The organism is Streptomyces sp. JH34 (genome assembly GCF_029428875.1).
GTDB lineage: Bacteria > Actinomycetota > Actinomycetes > Streptomycetales > Streptomycetaceae > Streptomyces.
Genome location: NZ_JAJSOO010000001.1, coordinates 1,305,807 through 1,322,664, shown reverse-complemented (window position 1 = coordinate 1,322,664; position 16,858 = coordinate 1,305,807). Strand labels below are relative to the sequence as shown.

Sequence of the window (16,858 nt, the reverse complement as noted above, 5' to 3'; positions counted from 1 at the left end):
GGGGGGCCCGGGCAGGCGCCCGGACCCCCTGCGGCCCTCAGCCCCAGATGACGGCTCCCAGCCAGCCTCCCACGGCCAGGAGGCAGCAGTAGAGCTCCACGAGCACGGAGTACCCCGTCGCCCGCAGCACGGACCTGAGGGACGTCCAGCCGGCGGCCCGGCTGCCGAGGCGCAGACGTTCGACGCCGTAGACGGCGCCCACGTACCCCAGGAGTCCGCCCACCACCGGGACGACGAAGAATCCGGCGATCGCCGCGATCCCGCCGGCCATCAGCGTCCTGCGCGGCGCCCCGGCCTCGCGGGGGCGCCGCGCGGGAAGCAGCGCCTTCAGCGCCTGGTTCAGCAGCAGCAGGCAGGTCGCACCGATCAGCACGCCCCAGGCGACCGGGGTCGGGTCCGTCAGTGCCCACCAGAGCACCGCGGCCCAGACGATGGCCGACCCGGGCACGCCCGGCACCAGGACGCCGACCAGGCCGAGCAGCATCACCGCCCCGACGGCAACGAGCTGCCACACACTCATTCGACCAGCGTGCAGGAGTCCGCCCGGTCCCGCCCGTCAGCGCGTCCCCACGGGCGGACGGAGCCGCCGGCCGGGGTGCTCAGCGCGGGGCGCGGGCCACCCAGCCACGTTCGTACGCGTGCCAGCCGAGCTGCAGCCGGGTGGTGACCCCGGTGAGCTCCATGAGCCCCTTCACCCGCCGCTGCACCGTCCGCAGCCCCAGGTCCAGCTGCTTGGCCACACTCGCGTCCGTGAGGCCGGCCAGCAGCAGGGAGAGGATCTCGAGGTCGGTCGGGTCCGCACCGGGTCCGTCCACCTCGCTGATCCCGTTGCCGCCGAGCCGCAGCGGCACGGCGTCCCGCCACACCGCTTCGAAGAGCCCCATCAGTGACTCCAGCAGGCCGTCGGCGTGGATCACCAGTGCGGCCGGTTCCGCCTGCCGTCCGGTCAACGGCACCATGGCCAGTGCGGCGTCGGCGACCACCAGCTTCGTCGGCACCCGGTCGACCACCCGGCACTGCTCGTCGCGGCTCAGGGCCGCCGACAGCTCCACGATCCCGTCCGGCAGCGAGAGGACGTCGCGTTCGACGACCACGCGGTAGGACACACCCCGCGTCGTCGCCCGTTCCTCGGACTCGTTCTCCATGCCGGTGACCACGATCGGCTTGCCCGTGACCAGTGCGCACACCTCGGTCGTGGCGCCCAGCTGCAGCTGGTGGAACCGGTGGGCCACCGCGTCGGCGCCCGTCACCACCTCCACCAGGTCGTGCACCGTGGGCTCCGCCGCCTGGGCCCGGTAGTCCTCGGCGAGCAGGGCGGACGCCAGCTCCGCCTGTTCGAGTTCATGGCGCTGCTGGGTCAGCAGGGCGCCCAGCGCGATCCCCGGCGGGGCGGCGACCCAGCGGTCCGCCCGTGACGACGACGGGGCCACGAGGCCCCGCTGTTCCAGGCGGCGCAGCGCGCGCTCGGTGTCCGCCTCCGGCAGGGCCAGCCGTCGCGCGAGGTCGGAGAGCTCCGCGGCGCCCGTCGTGACCAGCGCCCGGTAGGCCGCTTCCTGTCTGTCGTCGAGACCTATCGCTGACAGCATCCTCGGCCCTCCCCGGATCCGTGTCGCGCGTTCCCGCGCCCGTCGGGCCGGTGTGCCGTGGCGGGAAGCGGCCACGGCGTGAACCCGCCGGGCCCATCATGCCCCGCGGCACCGGTCCCTCTGACAATCTGGCGCCACCGCGGCAACGACCGCCCCACGGGCGGAGGGCCGTTCGCGGAGACCGGCCCGCCGGGCGACCTTCCCGTGGGGGGTGGGGACGTCCGGCGGGTCACCTCGCGCGGGTCACTTCCGGACCGGATTTCCGGATGACCCGTTTCGTGTGCCGCGTGCGGTCGACAATAGGGACATGAGCCAGCAGGGGGAGAAGCCCGACGCCCACGAGGACGACTGGTGGCGGGCGCTGTACGACGAGACCGCGCCGGACACCGGGCCGAGCGGCGCGCCCGACAGCCTCGACGCCCGGTTCGACTCCGTGTCCGACGCGGTGGGCGTCCCGGAGCCCGGCGCGGTGGAAGGTCCGGAGGAGGGCGGCCACCCGGCCACGCTGGTGCCGCTGCCCGACCCGCGTCCGCCGGAAGCGGCACCCGTGCCGGAGCCGCCGCGTCTCCCGCGCACCGTCGCTGTCGGACGCGCCCCGTGGGAGGCCCCCGACGGGCCTCCTCGGCCGCGGACCTTCGCTGTACGGCCGCCGCCCGCACCGCCCGGGCCACCGGTCGCCCCGCGGCCGCCCGTCCCGCCGGAGCGCCCCACCGTCGGCCACATCGGGGACCGGCCGCCCACCTACGACGCCGAACCCGCCGCCCTGCCGGAGTCCGGGCCCGATGCCCTCGACGCCCTCGTGCCCGACACGGTCCTCGACGGCGCCCGCTACGGGACCTACACCCTGCGGGCCGCGTCCGTGCGCGGGGACTCGGCACGCTTCCGCGGCGAACCCCGTCGGGACGCCCTGCTCACCGCACGCTTCGGCGCCGGGGACGGTGCCCTGGTCCTGGTCGCGGTGGCGGGCGGCGTACGGGGGGCGGGGAAGGGCCCTCCCGCCGCGGCCGACGCCTGTCGCTGGATCGGCGCAGCCGTCGCCCGCAGTCATGCCCGGCTCTCCGACGACATACGGGCGGGGCGCAGGGGCGACCTCAAGTCGGGGCTGCACCGGCTCACCGACCGTACCTACGGCAAGCTGCGGGCGCGCGCGGCCGAGCTCGGCCTCGAACCCTCCGCCTACACCACCGGCCTGCGGTGCCTCCTGCTGTCCGCCGACCCGGAGTGCCGCACCCGGGTCTTCTTCGGTATCGGACCGGGCGGTGTCCTGCGCCTTCGCGACGGGGCCTGGCAGGACCTCGACCCCGTGGTGCCCGCCACCGGCGGCGCGGCGGACGAACAAGGCGCGGACGGCGACCGGCTGACGATGGATCTGCAGGTCACCACATCCCCGTCCCGCCACGCGGCGAGCGCACCACCGCCCGCGGAACCCTTTCGCTTCCGCGCGTCCGTGGCCCGCCCCGGGGACACGCTGCTGCTCTGCGGGAACGGCCTGGCCGAACCGATGCGCGGTGAACCGGAGCTCGCCGGGGAACTGGCGCGGCGCTGGTCCACCGGAAGCCCGCCCGGACTGCCCGCCTATCTGGCCGACATCCAGATCAGGACGAAGGGGTACGCCGACGACCGTACGGGCGCCGCGGTCTGGGAGGCGTAACAGGGCCCGCCGTGGGTTGATGGAGGCACGGACAGCCGGAGGCAGAGAGGGTGCGCACCCATGGCCAAGCAGAACGTGTCGGAACAGTTCGTCGACATCCTCGTGCGGGCGGGGGTCAAGCGGCTGTACGGCGTCGTCGGTGACAGCCTCAACCCCGTGGTCGACGCCGTCCGGCGCCACTCCGCGGTCGAGTGGATCCAGGTCAGGCACGAGGAGACAGCGGCCTTCGCGGCCGGAGCCGAGGCCCAGATCACCGGCACGCTGGCCGCCTGCGCCGGATCGTGCGGCCCGGGGAACCTCCACCTCATCAACGGCCTGTACGACGCCCACCGCTCCATGGCCCCGGTGCTCGCCCTCGCCTCCCACATCCCGTCCAGCGAGATCGGTCTCGGCTACTTCCAGGCGACCCACCCCGAGCTGCTCTTCCAGGAGTGCAGCCACTACAACGAGATGATCTCCAACCCGCAGCAGATGCCGCGGCTGCTCCAGACGGCGATCCAGCACGCGATCGGCCGCGGTGGCGTCAGCGTCGTCTCGATGCCCGGTGACATCGCCTCGCAGCCCGCTCCGGAGAAGTCGATCGAGCACGCCCTGGTCACCTCGCGGCCCACGGTGAGGCCCGGTGACGAGGAGATCGACAAGCTCTGCGCCATGATCGACAAGGCCAAACGGGTGACGCTGTTCTGCGGGAGCGGGACCGCGGGCGCGCACGCCGAGGTCATGGAGTTCGCCGAGCGGGTGAAGGCCCCGGTCGGCCACGCGCTGCGCGGCAAGGAGTGGATCCAGTACGACAACCCGTACGACGTGGGCATGAGCGGGCTGCTGGGCTACGGCGCCGCCTACGAGGCGACCAACGAGTGCGATCTGCTGATCCTGCTGGGCACCGACTTCCCGTACAACGCGTTCCTCCCGACCGACGTGAAGATCGTCCAGGTCGACGTGCGCCCCGAGCACCTGGGCCGGCGGTCCAAGCTCGACCTCGCCGTCTGGGGCGACGTACGCGAGACGCTGCGCTGCCTGACCCCGCGCGTGAAGGTCAAGACGGACCGCAAGTTCCTCGACCGGATGCTGAAGAAGCACGCGGACGCGCTCGAGGGTGTGGTCAAGGCGTACACGCGCAAGGTCGAGAAGCACGTCCCGATCCACCCGGAGTACGTCGCCTCGGTGCTCGACGCGGTCGCGGACAAGGACGCGGTGTTCACCGTGGACACGGGCATGTGCAACGTGTGGGCGGCCCGCTACCTCACGCCCAACGGCAGGCGCAGGGTGATCGGTTCGTTCAGCCATGGCTCGATGGCCAACGCGTTGCCGCAGGCCATCGGCGCCCAGTTCACCGACCGGAACCGCCAGGTCGTGTCGATGTCCGGGGACGGCGGATTCACCATGCTGATGGGTGACTTCCTCACGCTCGTGCAGTACAACCTGCCGGTGAAGGTCGTGCTGTTCAACAACTCCTCGCTCGGGATGGTCGAGCTGGAGATGCTGGTGGCGGGGCTGCCGTCGTTCGGTACGACCAACAAGAACCCCGACTTCGCGTCGATCGCGCGGGCCTCGGGCGCCTACGGCGTCCGGGTGGAGAAGCCGAAGCAGCTGGAGGGCGCGCTCAAGGACGCCTTCAGGCACAAGGGGCCCGCACTCGTCGACGTGGTGACCGATCCGAACGCCCTCTCCATCCCGCCGAAGATCAGTGCCGACATGGTCACCGGGTTCGCCCTGTCCGCCAGCAAGATCGTCCTGGACGGAGGGGTCGGCAGGATGCTGCAGATGGCCCGCTCCAACCTCCGCAACGTGCCTCGGCCCTGAACGGCGGCCAGGTACACGCGGCACGTCTTCGGCAAGCCCCTGATGTGCCCCGTCGGCCGGCACCACGCCCTGGCTGGGCCGGCTGGGGGCACGTCCGCCCTCGCGCCGGCGAGGGCACGTCCCTGACGCCCCTGCCTCACACCAGCCGCAGTGCTCCGGGCCCTGCCCGGTCCCTGATGATGTCGACCAGTTCGTCGAAGAGGGTCGGCCCGCGGCCGGCCCTGGCCTCGGCCAGTTCCCGCTCGACGCGCGCCCGGTTGGTGGGATGCACCCGGGGGAGCAGGCCCTCCAGCCGGCGGGCGGTCTCCTCGTGGCCGAGCGCGCGGGCGGAGCGCGAGTGGTCGTGCCACTCGATGACGAACGCGCCGTCCTCGGGGGTTCCGAAGCCACCGCTCAGGCAGTCCGCGAACGCGTCGAGGTTGCGGCCGAAATAGCCACCGGGCCCGTTCACCGCCTCACCCATCACGTCCCAGAAGCTGTCCAGTCCGGTGATCCCGGAGCCGTCGATCACATACGTCACGGTCATGCGTGGAGCGTACAAGCGCGCTCTCTCCCGGTACCGGTCCGATGGTCCGCGCCGCAGGTGGGGGACTACGGCGCGGACCGGTCCGGGGGCGGCGTCAGCAGCCGTGGTCGACCAGGTCGAAGGACGCGTAGTGGTCCGCGGTGTAGTAGTCCTCCTCGGCCTCCTCGCCCGTCACGATGCGCCGCGCGCCGCGGTCCGAGGAGCCGGGGGTGATGACCGTGTACTCGTGGTAGTAGCCCGTGCCCTGACTCGGCAGCACTGCCTCACGGTTCTGGAAGACGGTGCCGTCCTGTTCGTACGGGAACGGCCCGCCCGCCTCGATGAGGTCGAGCGTGTCGTGTGCCTGGGACGGCAGCGCCGAGTAGCAGACGCTGCCTACCGCGGTGGTCGAGGGAGCCGTCGCGGCCGATGCGGTGACCGGCGCGCCGACGAGGAGGACGGACAGGAGGGCGGCTGCGCCGCCGAGCGTGGTGATCCGTGGGGGGATTCGCATGCCCACCATGATGACGCGCGTAGATCCCCATCCGTTAACGCCAACGCGTGTGAATTTTCAGCAAGTTAACCGTGAGTACGAAAATGTTACGAGTTGCTGGCGCCTCCGGAATCCCGGAGACCGCGTTCATGTGTTGACACCCGGAGACGCGTGGCCGCTCCGCTGTGAGGGCATGCATCCCATGAAGGTGTTCGAGACATGACGTCATGGAACGGAAACCAGGGAGGACGATTCAGCGTGCGTACGGGGGACACGACGAAGCGAAGGAAGAGCCCGCCGGTGCGGCTGCACCGCAGAGTCGGGCATGCCGACCTCTCGGCCGTGGGGGAGACGCGGGCCGCACTGAGGGAGTTCCTCCGCTGCCGCCGGCGGCCTGAGGAAGCCGAGGTGGCGGAGCTCCTGCTGAGTGAGCTGGTGACGAACGCGCTGATCCACACGAGGAACGGCGCGGTGGTCACCGTGACGTCCGTGCCCGCGCGACTGCGGGTGGAGGTGCGTGACTTCACGGGTGGGCAGGAACCCGCGCCGTACGTACCGAACGCCGATGACGGTACGCACGGCAGGGGGTTGCTGCTCGTCCAGAGCCTGGCGGACTCCTGGGGAGTCACGGTCAAGGCGCTGGGCAAGGTGGTCTGGTTCGAGCTGAACGCCGGGAGGGCCTGACGCTCAGCCGAACTGCTGCTCCAGGTCCTTCAGTTTCTGCTCCAGCGAATCGAGCCGGGGCAGGGCCTGGGTGTCGTCCTCGGTGGTGAGGTCGACGGTCGCGGGGTCACCGCTCGTGTTCTGTGCCGAAGTGCTCCTGGATTTCGGGGGGTTGACGGCTTGCAGGGATGGCCGGGGTCGCAGTGGCAGTTGTCCCTGCTCTGTTATGGCGGGCTCCGCGACGGCCGGTGGGCCGCCTCCCGGTGCGGGGGCGATGGCCTGGACGTCCATCTGGCGACCGGTGCGGCCGCCGCGCCCCCAGGCGCGGTTCTGCCGGTTCAGGGCCTTGATGTGGGCCCGGTCCAGCTTCGCCTGGTCCCTCCGGCGGTGCCGGTCCTGTTCCTTCTCCCGGCGGTCCTCGCGTACCTCGTCCACCGCCTCGTCCAGGGTGCGTACGCCCTCGAGGAGCATCAGCGACCAGGCGCCGAAGGTCTCCCTGGGGGCGCGTAGCCACCGGACGATCCGGATCTGCGGCAGCGGGCGGGGCACGAGGCCCTGCTCGCGCAGCGCCGCACGACGGGTCTGCTTCAGGGCGCGGTCGAACAGCACCGCCGCCGAGAGGGACATGCCCGCGAAGAAGTGCGGGGCGCCCGCGTGGTCCATGCCGCGCGGTGCGTGCACCCAGTTGAACCAGGCGGCCGCACCGGCGAACGTCCACACCAGCAGCCGCGAGCCCAGAGCCGCGTCACCGTGGCTGGCCTCGCGGACGGCGAGCACCGAACAGAACATCGCGGCCCCGTCGAGGCCGAAGGGTACGAGGTACTCCCAGCCCCCGGAGAGGCCGAGGTTCTGCCGGCCGAAGCCGACGAGGCCGTGGAAGGAGAGGGCTGCTGCGACTGCGGCACAGCAGAACAGCAGGACGTACGAGGCGACGGCGTAGAGCGCCTCCTTGCGCCTGCGGCGCTCCTCGCTGCGTTCCCAGCTGTCGTCGGCCGCGGCCTTCTCAGCGGCGCGCCTGCCGCGCGCGACCACCGTCACCGCCGCCATGACCCCCACGAGCAGCACGGCGCCCGGAAGCAGCCAGTCAAGCGATATGTCGGTCAGTCTCATGCGCGGTCCCTTGCGTCACGTAGGGCGTTTCGTGCGCCATCGTGACGGAACTTTCGCCGCGCTCAGGGGATTTCGGGCCAAGTGAACGCCATTGGGTCATCAGGGCTCATCGTTGGACGGAATCTTTTCGAATGCCCGGGCGTATGGCGCGAGTTACGTTCGCATCGAGGTCCCCCGCCCGGGTGGTGTGAGCGGCGGTACGCCTCAGGTGACGGGCGTCAGTTTCCGGACGCGGTCCGCGTCGCAGGTGCGCGGGCAGGTGACGCACGTGTCCTCGGGCCGCAGGGTGTAGAAGAGGCAGCAGCTCGCGCGGTCGCGCGTCGGGAGCGACTCGCCGTTCGGGCCGGTCAGTTCGCGGAAGCCGGCCGTACCCACATAGGGCTTGGTGGTGCCCGGCAGCAGCAGCTCCAGCTCCCTCATCGCGCGGCCCTCCTCGCCGAGCAGATGGGCGACGTACCAGAGGCCCTCGACGATCTCGTCGGTGGCCATGCCCCACAGGGCCCGCTTCCCGCGTCGCATGCGCGGCCGGAAGCCGTCCAGCACCGGGCCGATGTGCTGCGCCACGGCGTCGAGGACCTCGGCCCGCAACGCCGCCTCGTCGGACACGACCCGGGCGGCCGGCGTCCCGGCCGCCGGGTCGTCGGGCAGGCAGGCGAACTCTGCGACGCGGAGGGTCAGATGGCCGAGACCCCGGTGGAAGCTGACGTCCGCGACGGGGATACGCGGCACCCGGCGGTGCGTGAACCACGGCAGGGTCACCAGGAGGCAGGCGGGCCAGGCGTACCGGTGCAGTCCGAAGCTCGCCACCACGTCGGGGCGGGCCCGCGTGCCGTAGTCCCGCAGCACCTGCGCGTCGTCCCAGGCCAGGAAGTCGTCCAGCACGGCTCCGCCCGCCGCCAGTTCGGCGGCACCGACCCAGCCGCTGCCCGAGGGTGCCGCGACGTCGTCGGCGAGCACCTCGGCGCGCAGGCCGGGGAAGACCTCGGCCAGACGTTCGTAGGCCGCCGTCAGGGGGGACGGGGCGGTGGCGGTGAGCAGGGCGGGCACGGTCATTCAGGGACCACCGAATCACGATCTTTTTGCAGGTAAGCCTTACCTTACCCGAAGAGATCGGTGTTTGAACTGTCGCCCTCTCCGCCTATCGTGCACAGGGGGCCCGGCGCGCGCGAGCCGGCCCGACGGCCGGAGGAGGCACCCGTGGAGCAGGGCAGACCGCGTGAGAACGCGCGGCCGCACGCGCCCGCGGGCACCCCGGGCGAAGTCCGCGTGCCCGAACAGGCGCGCGGCGAACACACCCACGGCGAACCGCCCGCACCCCGCGTGGTCCAGCGGCACTCCGTACGCGGCCAGGTCCTGGACGCCCTGCGCGCCGCCCTCGTCGGCGGTGAGCTGGCTCCGGGGGAGGTCTACTCCGCACCGGCGCTCGGTGCCCGCTTCGGCGTGTCGGCCACCCCGGTGCGTGAGGCGATGCAGCAGCTGGCCGTCGAGGGCGCCGTCGAGGTCGTGCCGAACCGCGGCTTCCGGGTCAGCGAGAGGGGACCCCGGGAGCTGGCGGAGCTCGCCGAGGTGCGCGCGCTGATCGAGGTCCCCGTCATGCTGCGGCTCGCCCGCACCGTCCCGGCGGCCGGCTGGTGCGCGCTGCGCCCGCTCGCCGACGCCACGGTCGCGGCCGCGGCGGTCGGCGACCGGGCCGCGTACGCGGAGAGCGACCGCGCCTTCCACCGTGCCGTGCTCGCGCTGTCCGGCAACCAGCAGCTCGTGTCGGTGGCCGACGACCTCCACCGGCGTTCCCAGTGGCCCCTCGTCAACAGTCCCGTCGGCCGCCGGGCCGAGCTCCTCGCGGACGCCTCGGAGCACACGGCTCTGCTCGACGCGCTCATCGCCCGGGACCTGACCGTGGTGCAGTCCCTCGTCCGCGAACACTTCAACGGCGCGGACGTCTGACGGCGGCCGGAGCCGCCGGGCTCCCGCCCGGCGGTCCGTGCCGTCAGTTCGCCTCGGCCGTCTCCGGGGACGGCGGCTCCAGCCGTGGGGCGAGCCAGGTGGGTACCCCGCCCAGCAGCCGGAACAGCCGGCCGGCCTCCGCGCGGAGCCGGGCGGCCGCCTCGGGTTCCGGCTCGGCGTCCGCGAGCGAGATGAGCGCCGGCGCCGTGCCCACGAGATAGCCGAGCTCCTCCCTTATCCGCAGCGACTCCGCGAACCCGTGACGGGCCTCCGCCAGCTCCCCCTCGCGCAGGGCGAGCGACGCGATGTGCCGCCAGGTGAAGGAGAGCAGGAGTTCGTCGCCCCGGGCCGCGGCACCGGCGTGCGCCCTGCGGTAGGCGGTGCGGGCGGACTCGGGGGAGTCGGCGATGTTCTGCGCGATCAGGCCCCGGCGGAAGTCCAGCAGCGGACGGCCCGGGGCGGAGGGCGGGAGCAGGGCCGCGGCCCTGCTGAGCGCCACGCTGGCCTCGTCGGCCCTGTCGCGCGCGCCGAGCAGGGTCGAGGCGTAGGCGAGGTAGCCGCGCTCGCAGGCGGCCGCCCCGCGCTCGGAGTCGTCCTGGGCGAGGGCCTCGGCGGAGCGCAGCGCGTCCTCGGCGTCCGTCCAGCCGGCGCCCGTGTAGAGACACCGCTCGGTGAGCAGTGAGGTCCGCTGGAGCGCGGCCGCAGGGTCGGTGGCCGCCTGCGGCCCGAGGAGCGCGGCCGCGTCGGTCCAGCAGGCTCGTGAGCGCAGCCGCCATACCGCGGTCTGGAGCGGCGGATCGTCATCTGCTGTCGTTCCGGAACCAGACATGGCGGTATGCGCCACATTGCCCTCCCCGAGCGCGCCATCGAGCTGTGGAGGCCTGCCGGCTCGCGCCGGTCGGCCAGGGTCTGCGCGCATCTCAGCACGGAATGGCACGCCGGGCCAAGAGGTGGGATCAATGTCAGGTGAAAGATTTCACAATCACCTGGAGCCCCGAAGGGCTGTGACAGGCCCGGGACGTCAGCTCATACGCAGGGCGAGGAAGAAGTCGAGCTTGTCCTCGAGGCGCGAAAGGTCACGCCCCGTCAACTGCTCGATACGGCCGACGCGATAGCGCAGTGTGTTGACGTGGAGGTGCAGCCGGGCCGCGCAGCGGGTCCAGGAACCGTCGCAGTCGAGGAAGGCCTCCAGGGTCTCGATCAGCTCCGCGCGGTGCCGCCGGTCGTACTCGCGCAGCGGGTCCAGCAGCCGCGCGGTGAAGGCGCGGCGGACGTCGTCCGGGACGAAGGGCAGCAGCAGGACGTGCGAGGCGAGCTCGTGGTGGCCCGCCGCGCAGACCGGACCCGGCCGGGCCGCGGCGACCCGGCGGGCGTGCCGGGCCTCCTCCAGAGCGCCGCGCAGGCCCTCGGCGGAATGCACGGCCGCGCTGACACCCAGTGTCAGCCTGCCGTCGTCCCCGAGGCCGGCGGAGAGCGGCGCCCGCACGGTGTCGAGCAGGGCGTCGGCGTGCAGCGCGGCGTCCTGCCGACCCGGGGCGCCGGATCCCTCCGACGCTCCGGCCTCCTCGGGGCCCGGGGAGGCGAGCGCGGTCAGCGGGACCAGGGCGACGGCCTCCTCGCCCGTGTACGCCACGGCGATCCGGTCCGCCGAGTCGGGGCCCGTCACCGCCGGGTCGACCAGGATCTCCTCCAGCAGTGCCTGGGCGGCCTGTCCTCCCGGCGTCCGACCGTCCTCCTGAGCCCACTCGACCCGGGCCACCACGACCTGCCAGTGCGGCGCCGTGCCCAGCCCCGGCAGCAGCACCGGGGCGGCCACCCGCAGCCTGGCGGCGATCTCGGAGGGGGCGGCGCCCGTCTGGACCAGTTCCAGGACCTCCTGGGCGAGTCGGCGGCGCACCGCGCGCGCGGCGTCGCGGCGGTCCCGCTCGACCGCGATCAGCTGGGTGACGCCCTGGAGGAGGTCCAGCCGGGCGGCCGGCCAGTCCCCGGCGTCCGCCGCCACGGCCAGCAGCCAGTCCGAGAGCACGGACTCGCGCACATCGCGGGACGCCGCGGGCAGCGCCGCCCGGCCGGCGTTCCGGATCGGGAACAGCGCGTAGGCGGTGCCGTCCACCTCGGCGCGGTGCGGCCCCGGACGGCCGGTGCGGGTCGCCGCGAGGTGCAGGCCGGCCAGTTGCGCGCCCACCCGCGGCGGCAGGGCCTCACCCGCTCCGGCGATCTGCCGGCCCGTGGGGGACAGGACCCAGGCGCGCAGGTCCAGGTCGGAGGTGAGCAGGTCGAGGACCACCTCCGGGCCGCCACCCGCCGGGCCCGACGTCATCAGCCTGCGGTGGCGGTCGACGACCGCCGCGAGGTCCCCGGCCCGCTCGCCGGAGACCTGGCGCACCACGTGCTCGGTGATCGTCGCGAACGCCACGGTCTCGTTGACCGCGAAGAGCGGCAGCCGGTTCCGCAGGCACGCCTCGACCAGATCGTCGGGCACGGCCCCGAGCTCCGCCTCACCCGCGGCCAGACCCGCCACCCCGGCATTCGTCAGAAGCCGTACGAAGGGCTCGGAGTCCGACGCGTCCCGACGCCACGCCAGTCCGGTGAGGACGAGCTCGCCGCCGGAGAGATAGCGGCTGGGGTCGCGCAGGTCGGTCGTCATGACACCCCGGACCGAACGGTCCAGTTCGTCCTCGCCGCCGAGCAGCCGCAGGCCCAGCGCCTCGGTGTCCAGCAGTGCGCGCAGCCGCATCGTCGATTGCCGCCGATCTCTTCGTGGGTGCGTGGGGACGGCGGAGGTCTCCTGTGAATTGCGGTGAGGTTACCGGGACCCGCCATTCGTTCGAATCTACAAGACGGGGACGGGGACCAGCCAATTCCTTCATGGTTTCGGTGACTGCACCGAGTGGAGCAAGGCTTGTGTACTGGGCCACACACCACGTGAACAACACAGCAACGGCCTCCGTCGAAGGGCGGCAGGCCGGCGGGCCGGCCGTCCCCAGCCCCAGCCGAACGACCCGACCGAGAAGAAGAGAGCCACTCATGGACTTCCTTCGCCCCGCCAGCTGGGAGGAGGCGCTCGCCGCCAAGGCCGAGCACCTCGAGGCCGTGCCCATCGCGGGGGGCACCGATGTGATGGTCGAGATCAACTTCGACCACCGGCGGCCCGGACACCTCATGGACCTGAACCGCATCGGTGAGCTGTCCGAGTGGCAGGTGGGCCCGGACACCGTGCGTCTCGGGGCCTCCGTGCCGTACAGCGCCGTGATGGAGAACCTGCGGGCCGAGCTGCCCGGGCTCGCCCTCGCCTCGCACACCGTCGCCTCGCCGCAGATCCGCAACCGCGGCGGCGTCGGCGGCAACCTGGGCACCGCCTCGCCCGCAGGCGACGCCCACCCGGCGTTGCTCGCCGCGGGCGCCGAGGTCGAGGCCGCGTCCGTACGGGGGACGCGGATGATCCCGATCGACGACTTCTACACCGGCGTCAAGCGCAACGCCCTCGCGCCGGACGAGCTGATCCGGGCCGTGCACATCAAGAAGGCCGACGGCCCCCAGCAGTACTCGAAGGTGGGCACCCGCAACGCGATGGTCATCGCCGTCTGCGCCTTCGGTCTCGCGCTCCACCCCGAAAGCCGCACCGTGCGCACGGGCATCGGCTCCGCCGCCCCGACCCCGGTCCGGGCGAAGGAGGCCGAGGACTTCCTGAACGCCGCGCTGGAGGAGGGCGGGTTCTGGGAGAGCGGGAAGATCATCACCCCCTCCGTGGCCAAGCAGTTCGCCCAGCTCGCCGCCGGGGCCTGCAACCCCATCGACGACGTACGGGGCACCGCCGCCTACCGCCGGCACGCCGTCGGCATCATGGCCCGCCGCACGCTGGGCTGGACCTGGGAGCAGTACCGCGGAGCGGGACGCGCCCTCGAAGGAGCTGCTTGATCATGCGAGTGAACTTCACGGTCAACGGCCGGAAGCAGGAAGCCGACGACGTGTGGGAGGGCGAGTCCCTGCTGTACGTCCTGCGTGAGCGCATGGGCCTGCCCGGCTCCAAGAACGCCTGCGAACAGGGTGAATGCGGCTCCTGTACCGTCCGCCTCGACGGCGTGCCGGTCTGTTCCTGTCTCGTCGCGGCCGGCCAGGCGGAAGGACGCGAGATCGTCACCGTCGAAGGGCTGGCGGACTACGCCCGGCACCGCGACGACGCCCACCCCGGAGCGGGCTGCGCCGCCGGCACCTGCGGCACCTCGCTCGACCAGGCCAAGCGCCGACAGGCCGGGCCCCCCGACGAGCAGGGCGCCGAGGCCGCCGAACTCTCCCCGATCCAGCAGGCGTTCATCGACGCCGGTGCGGTCCAGTGCGGCTTCTGCACCCCCGGCCTGCTGGTCGCGGCGGACGAGCTGCTGGAGACCCACCCCTCACCCTCCGACCAGGACATCCGCGAGGCGCTCTCCGGCAACCTCTGCCGCTGCACCGGTTACGAGAAGATCCTCGACGCGGTCCGCCTCGCGGCCGCCCGTCAGGAAGAGACGGTCCGATAGCCATGGCGCTGCACCCACGAGCCGCGTCCGTACCGGCCGGCACCCCCACCAGGATCACCCAGGGCTCCCAGACCCGGGGTGGCATCGGCGAGTCCACCCTTCGGCCCGACGGCACCCTCAAGGTCACCGGCGAGTTCGCCTACTCCTCGGACATGTGGCACGAGGACATGCTGTGGGGCCACACCCTCCGTTCCACCGTCGCGCACGCGGAGATCCGCTCCATCGACATCGGCGAGGCCGTCGCCACACCCGGCGTGTACGCCGTGCTGACCTACGACGACCTGCCCGCCGCGATGAAGAACTACGGGCTGGAGATCCAGGACACCCCGGTCCTCGCCCACGGCAAGGTCCGCCACCACGGCGAACCCGTGGCGCTCGTCGCCGCCGACCACCCGGAGACCGCGCGCCGCGCCGCCGCCAAGATCCGTATCGACTACGCGGAACTGCCGGTCGTCACGGACGAGGCGTCCGCGACGGCGCCCGGCGCGGTGCTCGTCCACGAGGGCCGCACCGACCACCACATCGGGCACGTGCCGCACCCCAACATCGTCCACCGCCAGCCCATCGTCCGGGGCGACGCCGACGCGGCCGCCGCGCGGGCCGATGTGATCGTCACCGGGGACTACGTCTTCGGGATGCAGGACCAGGCCTTCCTCGGCCCGGAGTCCGGCCTCGCCGTGCCGTCCGAGGACGGCGGTGTGGAGCTCTACGTCGCCACCCAGTGGCTGCACTCCGACCTCCGCCAGATCGCCCCCGTCCTCGGCCTGCCCGAGGACAAGGTCCGCATGACGCTCTCCGGCGTCGGCGGCGCCTTCGGCGGACGCGAGGACCTGTCGATGCAGATCCACGCCTGCCTGCTGGCGCTGCGCACCGGCAAGCCGGTCAAGATGGTCTACAACCGCTTCGAGTCCTTCTTCGGACACGTCCACCGGCACCCCGCGAAGCTGCGTTACGAGCACGGCGCGACCAGGGACGGCAAGCTCACCCACGTGAAGTGCCGGATCGTGCTGGACGGCGGCGCCTACGCCTCCGCCTCCCCCGCCGTCGTCGGCAACGCCTCCTCGCTCGCGGTCGGACCGTACGTGGTCGAGGACGTCGACATCGAGGCGATCGCCCTCTACTCCAACAACCCGCCCTGCGGCGCCATGCGCGGCTTCGGCGCGGTCCAGGCCTGCTTCGCCTACGAGGCGCAGATGGACAAGCTCGCAGCCGCCCTGGACATGGACCCGGTCGAACTCCGTCAGCTGAACGCCATGGAGCAGGGCACCCTGCTCCCCACCGGACAGCCCGTCGACTCACCGGCCCCGGTCGCCGAACTGCTGCGCCGCGTCAAGGCGAGGCCCCTGCCGCCCGAGCAGCAGTGGCTGTCGGCCGACGCGGACGGCAGCTCCGTCGACGTACGCGCCCTTCCCGGAGGCCTGTCCAACACGACCCACGGCGAAGGTGTCGTGCGGGGTGTGGGCTACGCCGTCGGGCTGAAGAACGTCGGCTTCTCCGAGGGCTTCGACGACTACTCCACCGCCCGGGTGCGGATGGAGGTCATCAACGGCGAACCGGTCGCCACCGTGCACACCGCGATGGCCGAGGTCGGACAGGGCGGCGTCACGGTCCACGCCCAGATCGCCCGCACCGAACTGGGCGTCAGCCAGGTGACCATCCACCCCGCCGACACCCAGGTCGGTTCGGCCGGCTCCACCTCGGCCTCCCGGCAGACGTACGTCACCGGGGGCGCCGTGAAGAACTCCTGTGAGGCCGTCCGGGAACAGGTCCTGGAGATCGGCCGCCGCAAGTTCGGGACGTACCACCCCGCCTGGGCCACCGCCGAACTCCTCCTGGAGAGCGGCAAGGTCGTCACCGACGGGGGTGAGGTGCTCGCCTCGCTGGCCGACGTGCTGGAGGGCGAGGCGGTCGACGTCGAACTGGAGTGGCGCCACCGGCCCACCGAGGCCTTCGACCTGCGCACCGGACAGGGCAACGGCCACGTCCAGTACTCCTTCGCCGCACACCGCGCGGTGGTGGAGGTCGACACCGAACTCGGCCTGGTCAAGGTCATCGAGCTCGCGTGCGCCCAGGACGTCGGCAAGGCGCTCAACCCGCTCTCCGTCGTCGGCCAGATCCAGGGCGGCACCACCCAGGGGCTGGGTGTCGCCGTCATGGAGGAGATCATCGTCGATCCGAGGACGGCGAAGGTGCGCAACCCCTCCTTCACCGACTACCTGATCCCCACCATCCTCGACACGCCGACCATCCCGGTCGACGTGCTCGAACTCGCCGACGACCACGCCCCGTACGGGCTGCGCGGCATCGGCGAGGCCCCGACCCTGTCGTCCACCCCGGCCGTCCTCGCGGCGATCCGGAACGCGACGGGCCTGGAGCTCAACAGGACCCCGGTGCGCCCCGAGCACATCACCGGCACCTGAGGGCTCCTCAAGACCCTCCGGGCGGTGCGCACCTGCCGTGGACGTCACACTTCCCCGCGCCGCGCGCCGTCCGGAGTCACCCCCTGACCGCACCGACCGCACCATCCGTACGAAGAGTTCGCCTCGGGCCGTCCCCCGGGTCGTGCGCCTCGCAGTCATCCCAAAT

The 16,858-nt window shown here is 72.5% G+C and carries 15 protein-coding genes; 7 read left to right on the top strand and 8 right to left on the bottom strand.

The annotated features are described in order from the left end of the window. Positions 1–37: 37 nt before the first annotated feature. The gene (locus tag LWJ43_RS05870; RefSeq protein WP_277331222.1) at positions 38–520 is read right to left on the bottom strand and encodes a DUF456 domain-containing protein; all 483 of its coding nucleotides are present in this window, start codon (positions 518–520) and stop codon (positions 38–40) included. A 79-nt stretch (positions 521–599) separates the two neighbouring features. After that, entirely contained in the window at positions 600–1,586 is a 987-nt protein-coding gene (locus LWJ43_RS05865; RefSeq protein WP_277331221.1) for a helix-turn-helix transcriptional regulator, read from the bottom strand. A gap of 307 nt (positions 1,587–1,893) precedes the next feature. Here LWJ43_RS05865 and LWJ43_RS05860 point away from each other — a divergent pair, with 307 nt between their 5' ends. Then, positions 1,894–3,237, top strand: a complete 1,344-nt coding sequence (locus tag LWJ43_RS05860; RefSeq protein ID WP_277331220.1) for a protein phosphatase 2C domain-containing protein — start codon at positions 1,894–1,896, stop codon at positions 3,235–3,237. Between the two features lie 60 nt (positions 3,238–3,297). Then, positions 3,298–5,040 carry a pyruvate dehydrogenase gene (locus LWJ43_RS05855; protein ID WP_277331219.1) on the top strand — a complete coding sequence of 581 codons (1,743 nt, stop codon included), beginning with the start codon at positions 3,298–3,300 and terminating at the stop codon, positions 5,038–5,040. Between the two features lie 136 nt (positions 5,041–5,176). Here the strand turns inward: LWJ43_RS05855 and LWJ43_RS05850 are convergent, their stop codons facing one another. Both LWJ43_RS05850 and LWJ43_RS05845 read right to left on the bottom strand, forming a co-directional pair. Beyond that, positions 5,177–5,566, bottom strand: coding sequence for a barstar family protein (locus LWJ43_RS05850; RefSeq protein ID WP_277331218.1), 390 nt, complete (start codon positions 5,564–5,566; stop codon positions 5,177–5,179). A gap of 94 nt (positions 5,567–5,660) precedes the next feature. Next, positions 5,661–6,059: a guanyl-specific ribonuclease gene (locus tag LWJ43_RS05845; protein ID WP_277331217.1), complete on the bottom strand. Its 399-nt coding sequence runs from the start codon at positions 6,057–6,059 to the stop codon at positions 5,661–5,663. Between the two features lie 237 nt (positions 6,060–6,296). Between LWJ43_RS05845 and LWJ43_RS05840 the strand changes: the two genes are divergently transcribed. Beyond that, positions 6,297–6,722: an ATP-binding protein gene (locus LWJ43_RS05840; protein WP_277335821.1), complete on the top strand. Its 426-nt coding sequence runs from the start codon at positions 6,297–6,299 to the stop codon at positions 6,720–6,722. 3 nt (positions 6,723–6,725) lie between these two features. Here the strand turns inward: LWJ43_RS05840 and LWJ43_RS05835 are convergent, their stop codons facing one another. Then, on the bottom strand, positions 6,726–7,811 hold the full coding sequence (locus LWJ43_RS05835) for a DUF2637 domain-containing protein (RefSeq protein WP_277331216.1): 1,086 nt from the start codon (positions 7,809–7,811) through the stop codon (positions 6,726–6,728). 204 nt (positions 7,812–8,015) lie between these two features. After that, the gene (locus tag LWJ43_RS05830; RefSeq protein WP_277331215.1) at positions 8,016–8,864 is read right to left on the bottom strand and encodes a (2Fe-2S)-binding protein; all 849 of its coding nucleotides are present in this window, start codon (positions 8,862–8,864) and stop codon (positions 8,016–8,018) included. A gap of 144 nt (positions 8,865–9,008) precedes the next feature. On the opposite strand from LWJ43_RS05830, the gene LWJ43_RS05825 reads away from it, so the two are divergent. Continuing rightward, positions 9,009–9,755 (top strand): GntR family transcriptional regulator, encoded by a 747-nt coding sequence (locus tag LWJ43_RS05825; protein WP_277331214.1) that lies wholly within the window; start codon positions 9,009–9,011, stop codon positions 9,753–9,755. A 43-nt stretch (positions 9,756–9,798) separates the two neighbouring features. Here the strand turns inward: LWJ43_RS05825 and LWJ43_RS05820 are convergent, their stop codons facing one another. After that, positions 9,799–10,584 (bottom strand): hypothetical protein, encoded by a 786-nt coding sequence (locus LWJ43_RS05820; protein WP_277331213.1) that lies wholly within the window; start codon positions 10,582–10,584, stop codon positions 9,799–9,801. 192 nt (positions 10,585–10,776) lie between these two features. Next, complete coding sequence (locus tag LWJ43_RS05815) at positions 10,777–12,492, bottom strand: PucR family transcriptional regulator (RefSeq protein WP_277331212.1); 1,716 nt, start codon at positions 12,490–12,492, stop codon at positions 10,777–10,779. Positions 12,493–12,782: 290 nt separating this feature from the next. Here LWJ43_RS05815 and LWJ43_RS05810 point away from each other — a divergent pair, with 290 nt between their 5' ends. The 3 genes from LWJ43_RS05810 to LWJ43_RS05800 are packed head-to-tail and all read left to right on the top strand — an operon-like array spanning position 12,783 to position 16,692. Continuing rightward, positions 12,783–13,673 carry an FAD binding domain-containing protein gene (locus LWJ43_RS05810; RefSeq protein WP_277331211.1) on the top strand — a complete coding sequence of 297 codons (891 nt, stop codon included), beginning with the start codon at positions 12,783–12,785 and terminating at the stop codon, positions 13,671–13,673. A gap of 2 nt (positions 13,674–13,675) precedes the next feature. Continuing rightward, positions 13,676–14,272 (top strand): (2Fe-2S)-binding protein, encoded by a 597-nt coding sequence (locus tag LWJ43_RS05805; RefSeq protein ID WP_277331210.1) that lies wholly within the window; start codon positions 13,676–13,678, stop codon positions 14,270–14,272. 2 nt (positions 14,273–14,274) lie between these two features. Beyond that, positions 14,275–16,692: a xanthine dehydrogenase family protein molybdopterin-binding subunit gene (locus LWJ43_RS05800; protein WP_277331209.1), complete on the top strand. Its 2,418-nt coding sequence runs from the start codon at positions 14,275–14,277 to the stop codon at positions 16,690–16,692. Positions 16,693–16,858: the final 166 nt, after the last annotated feature.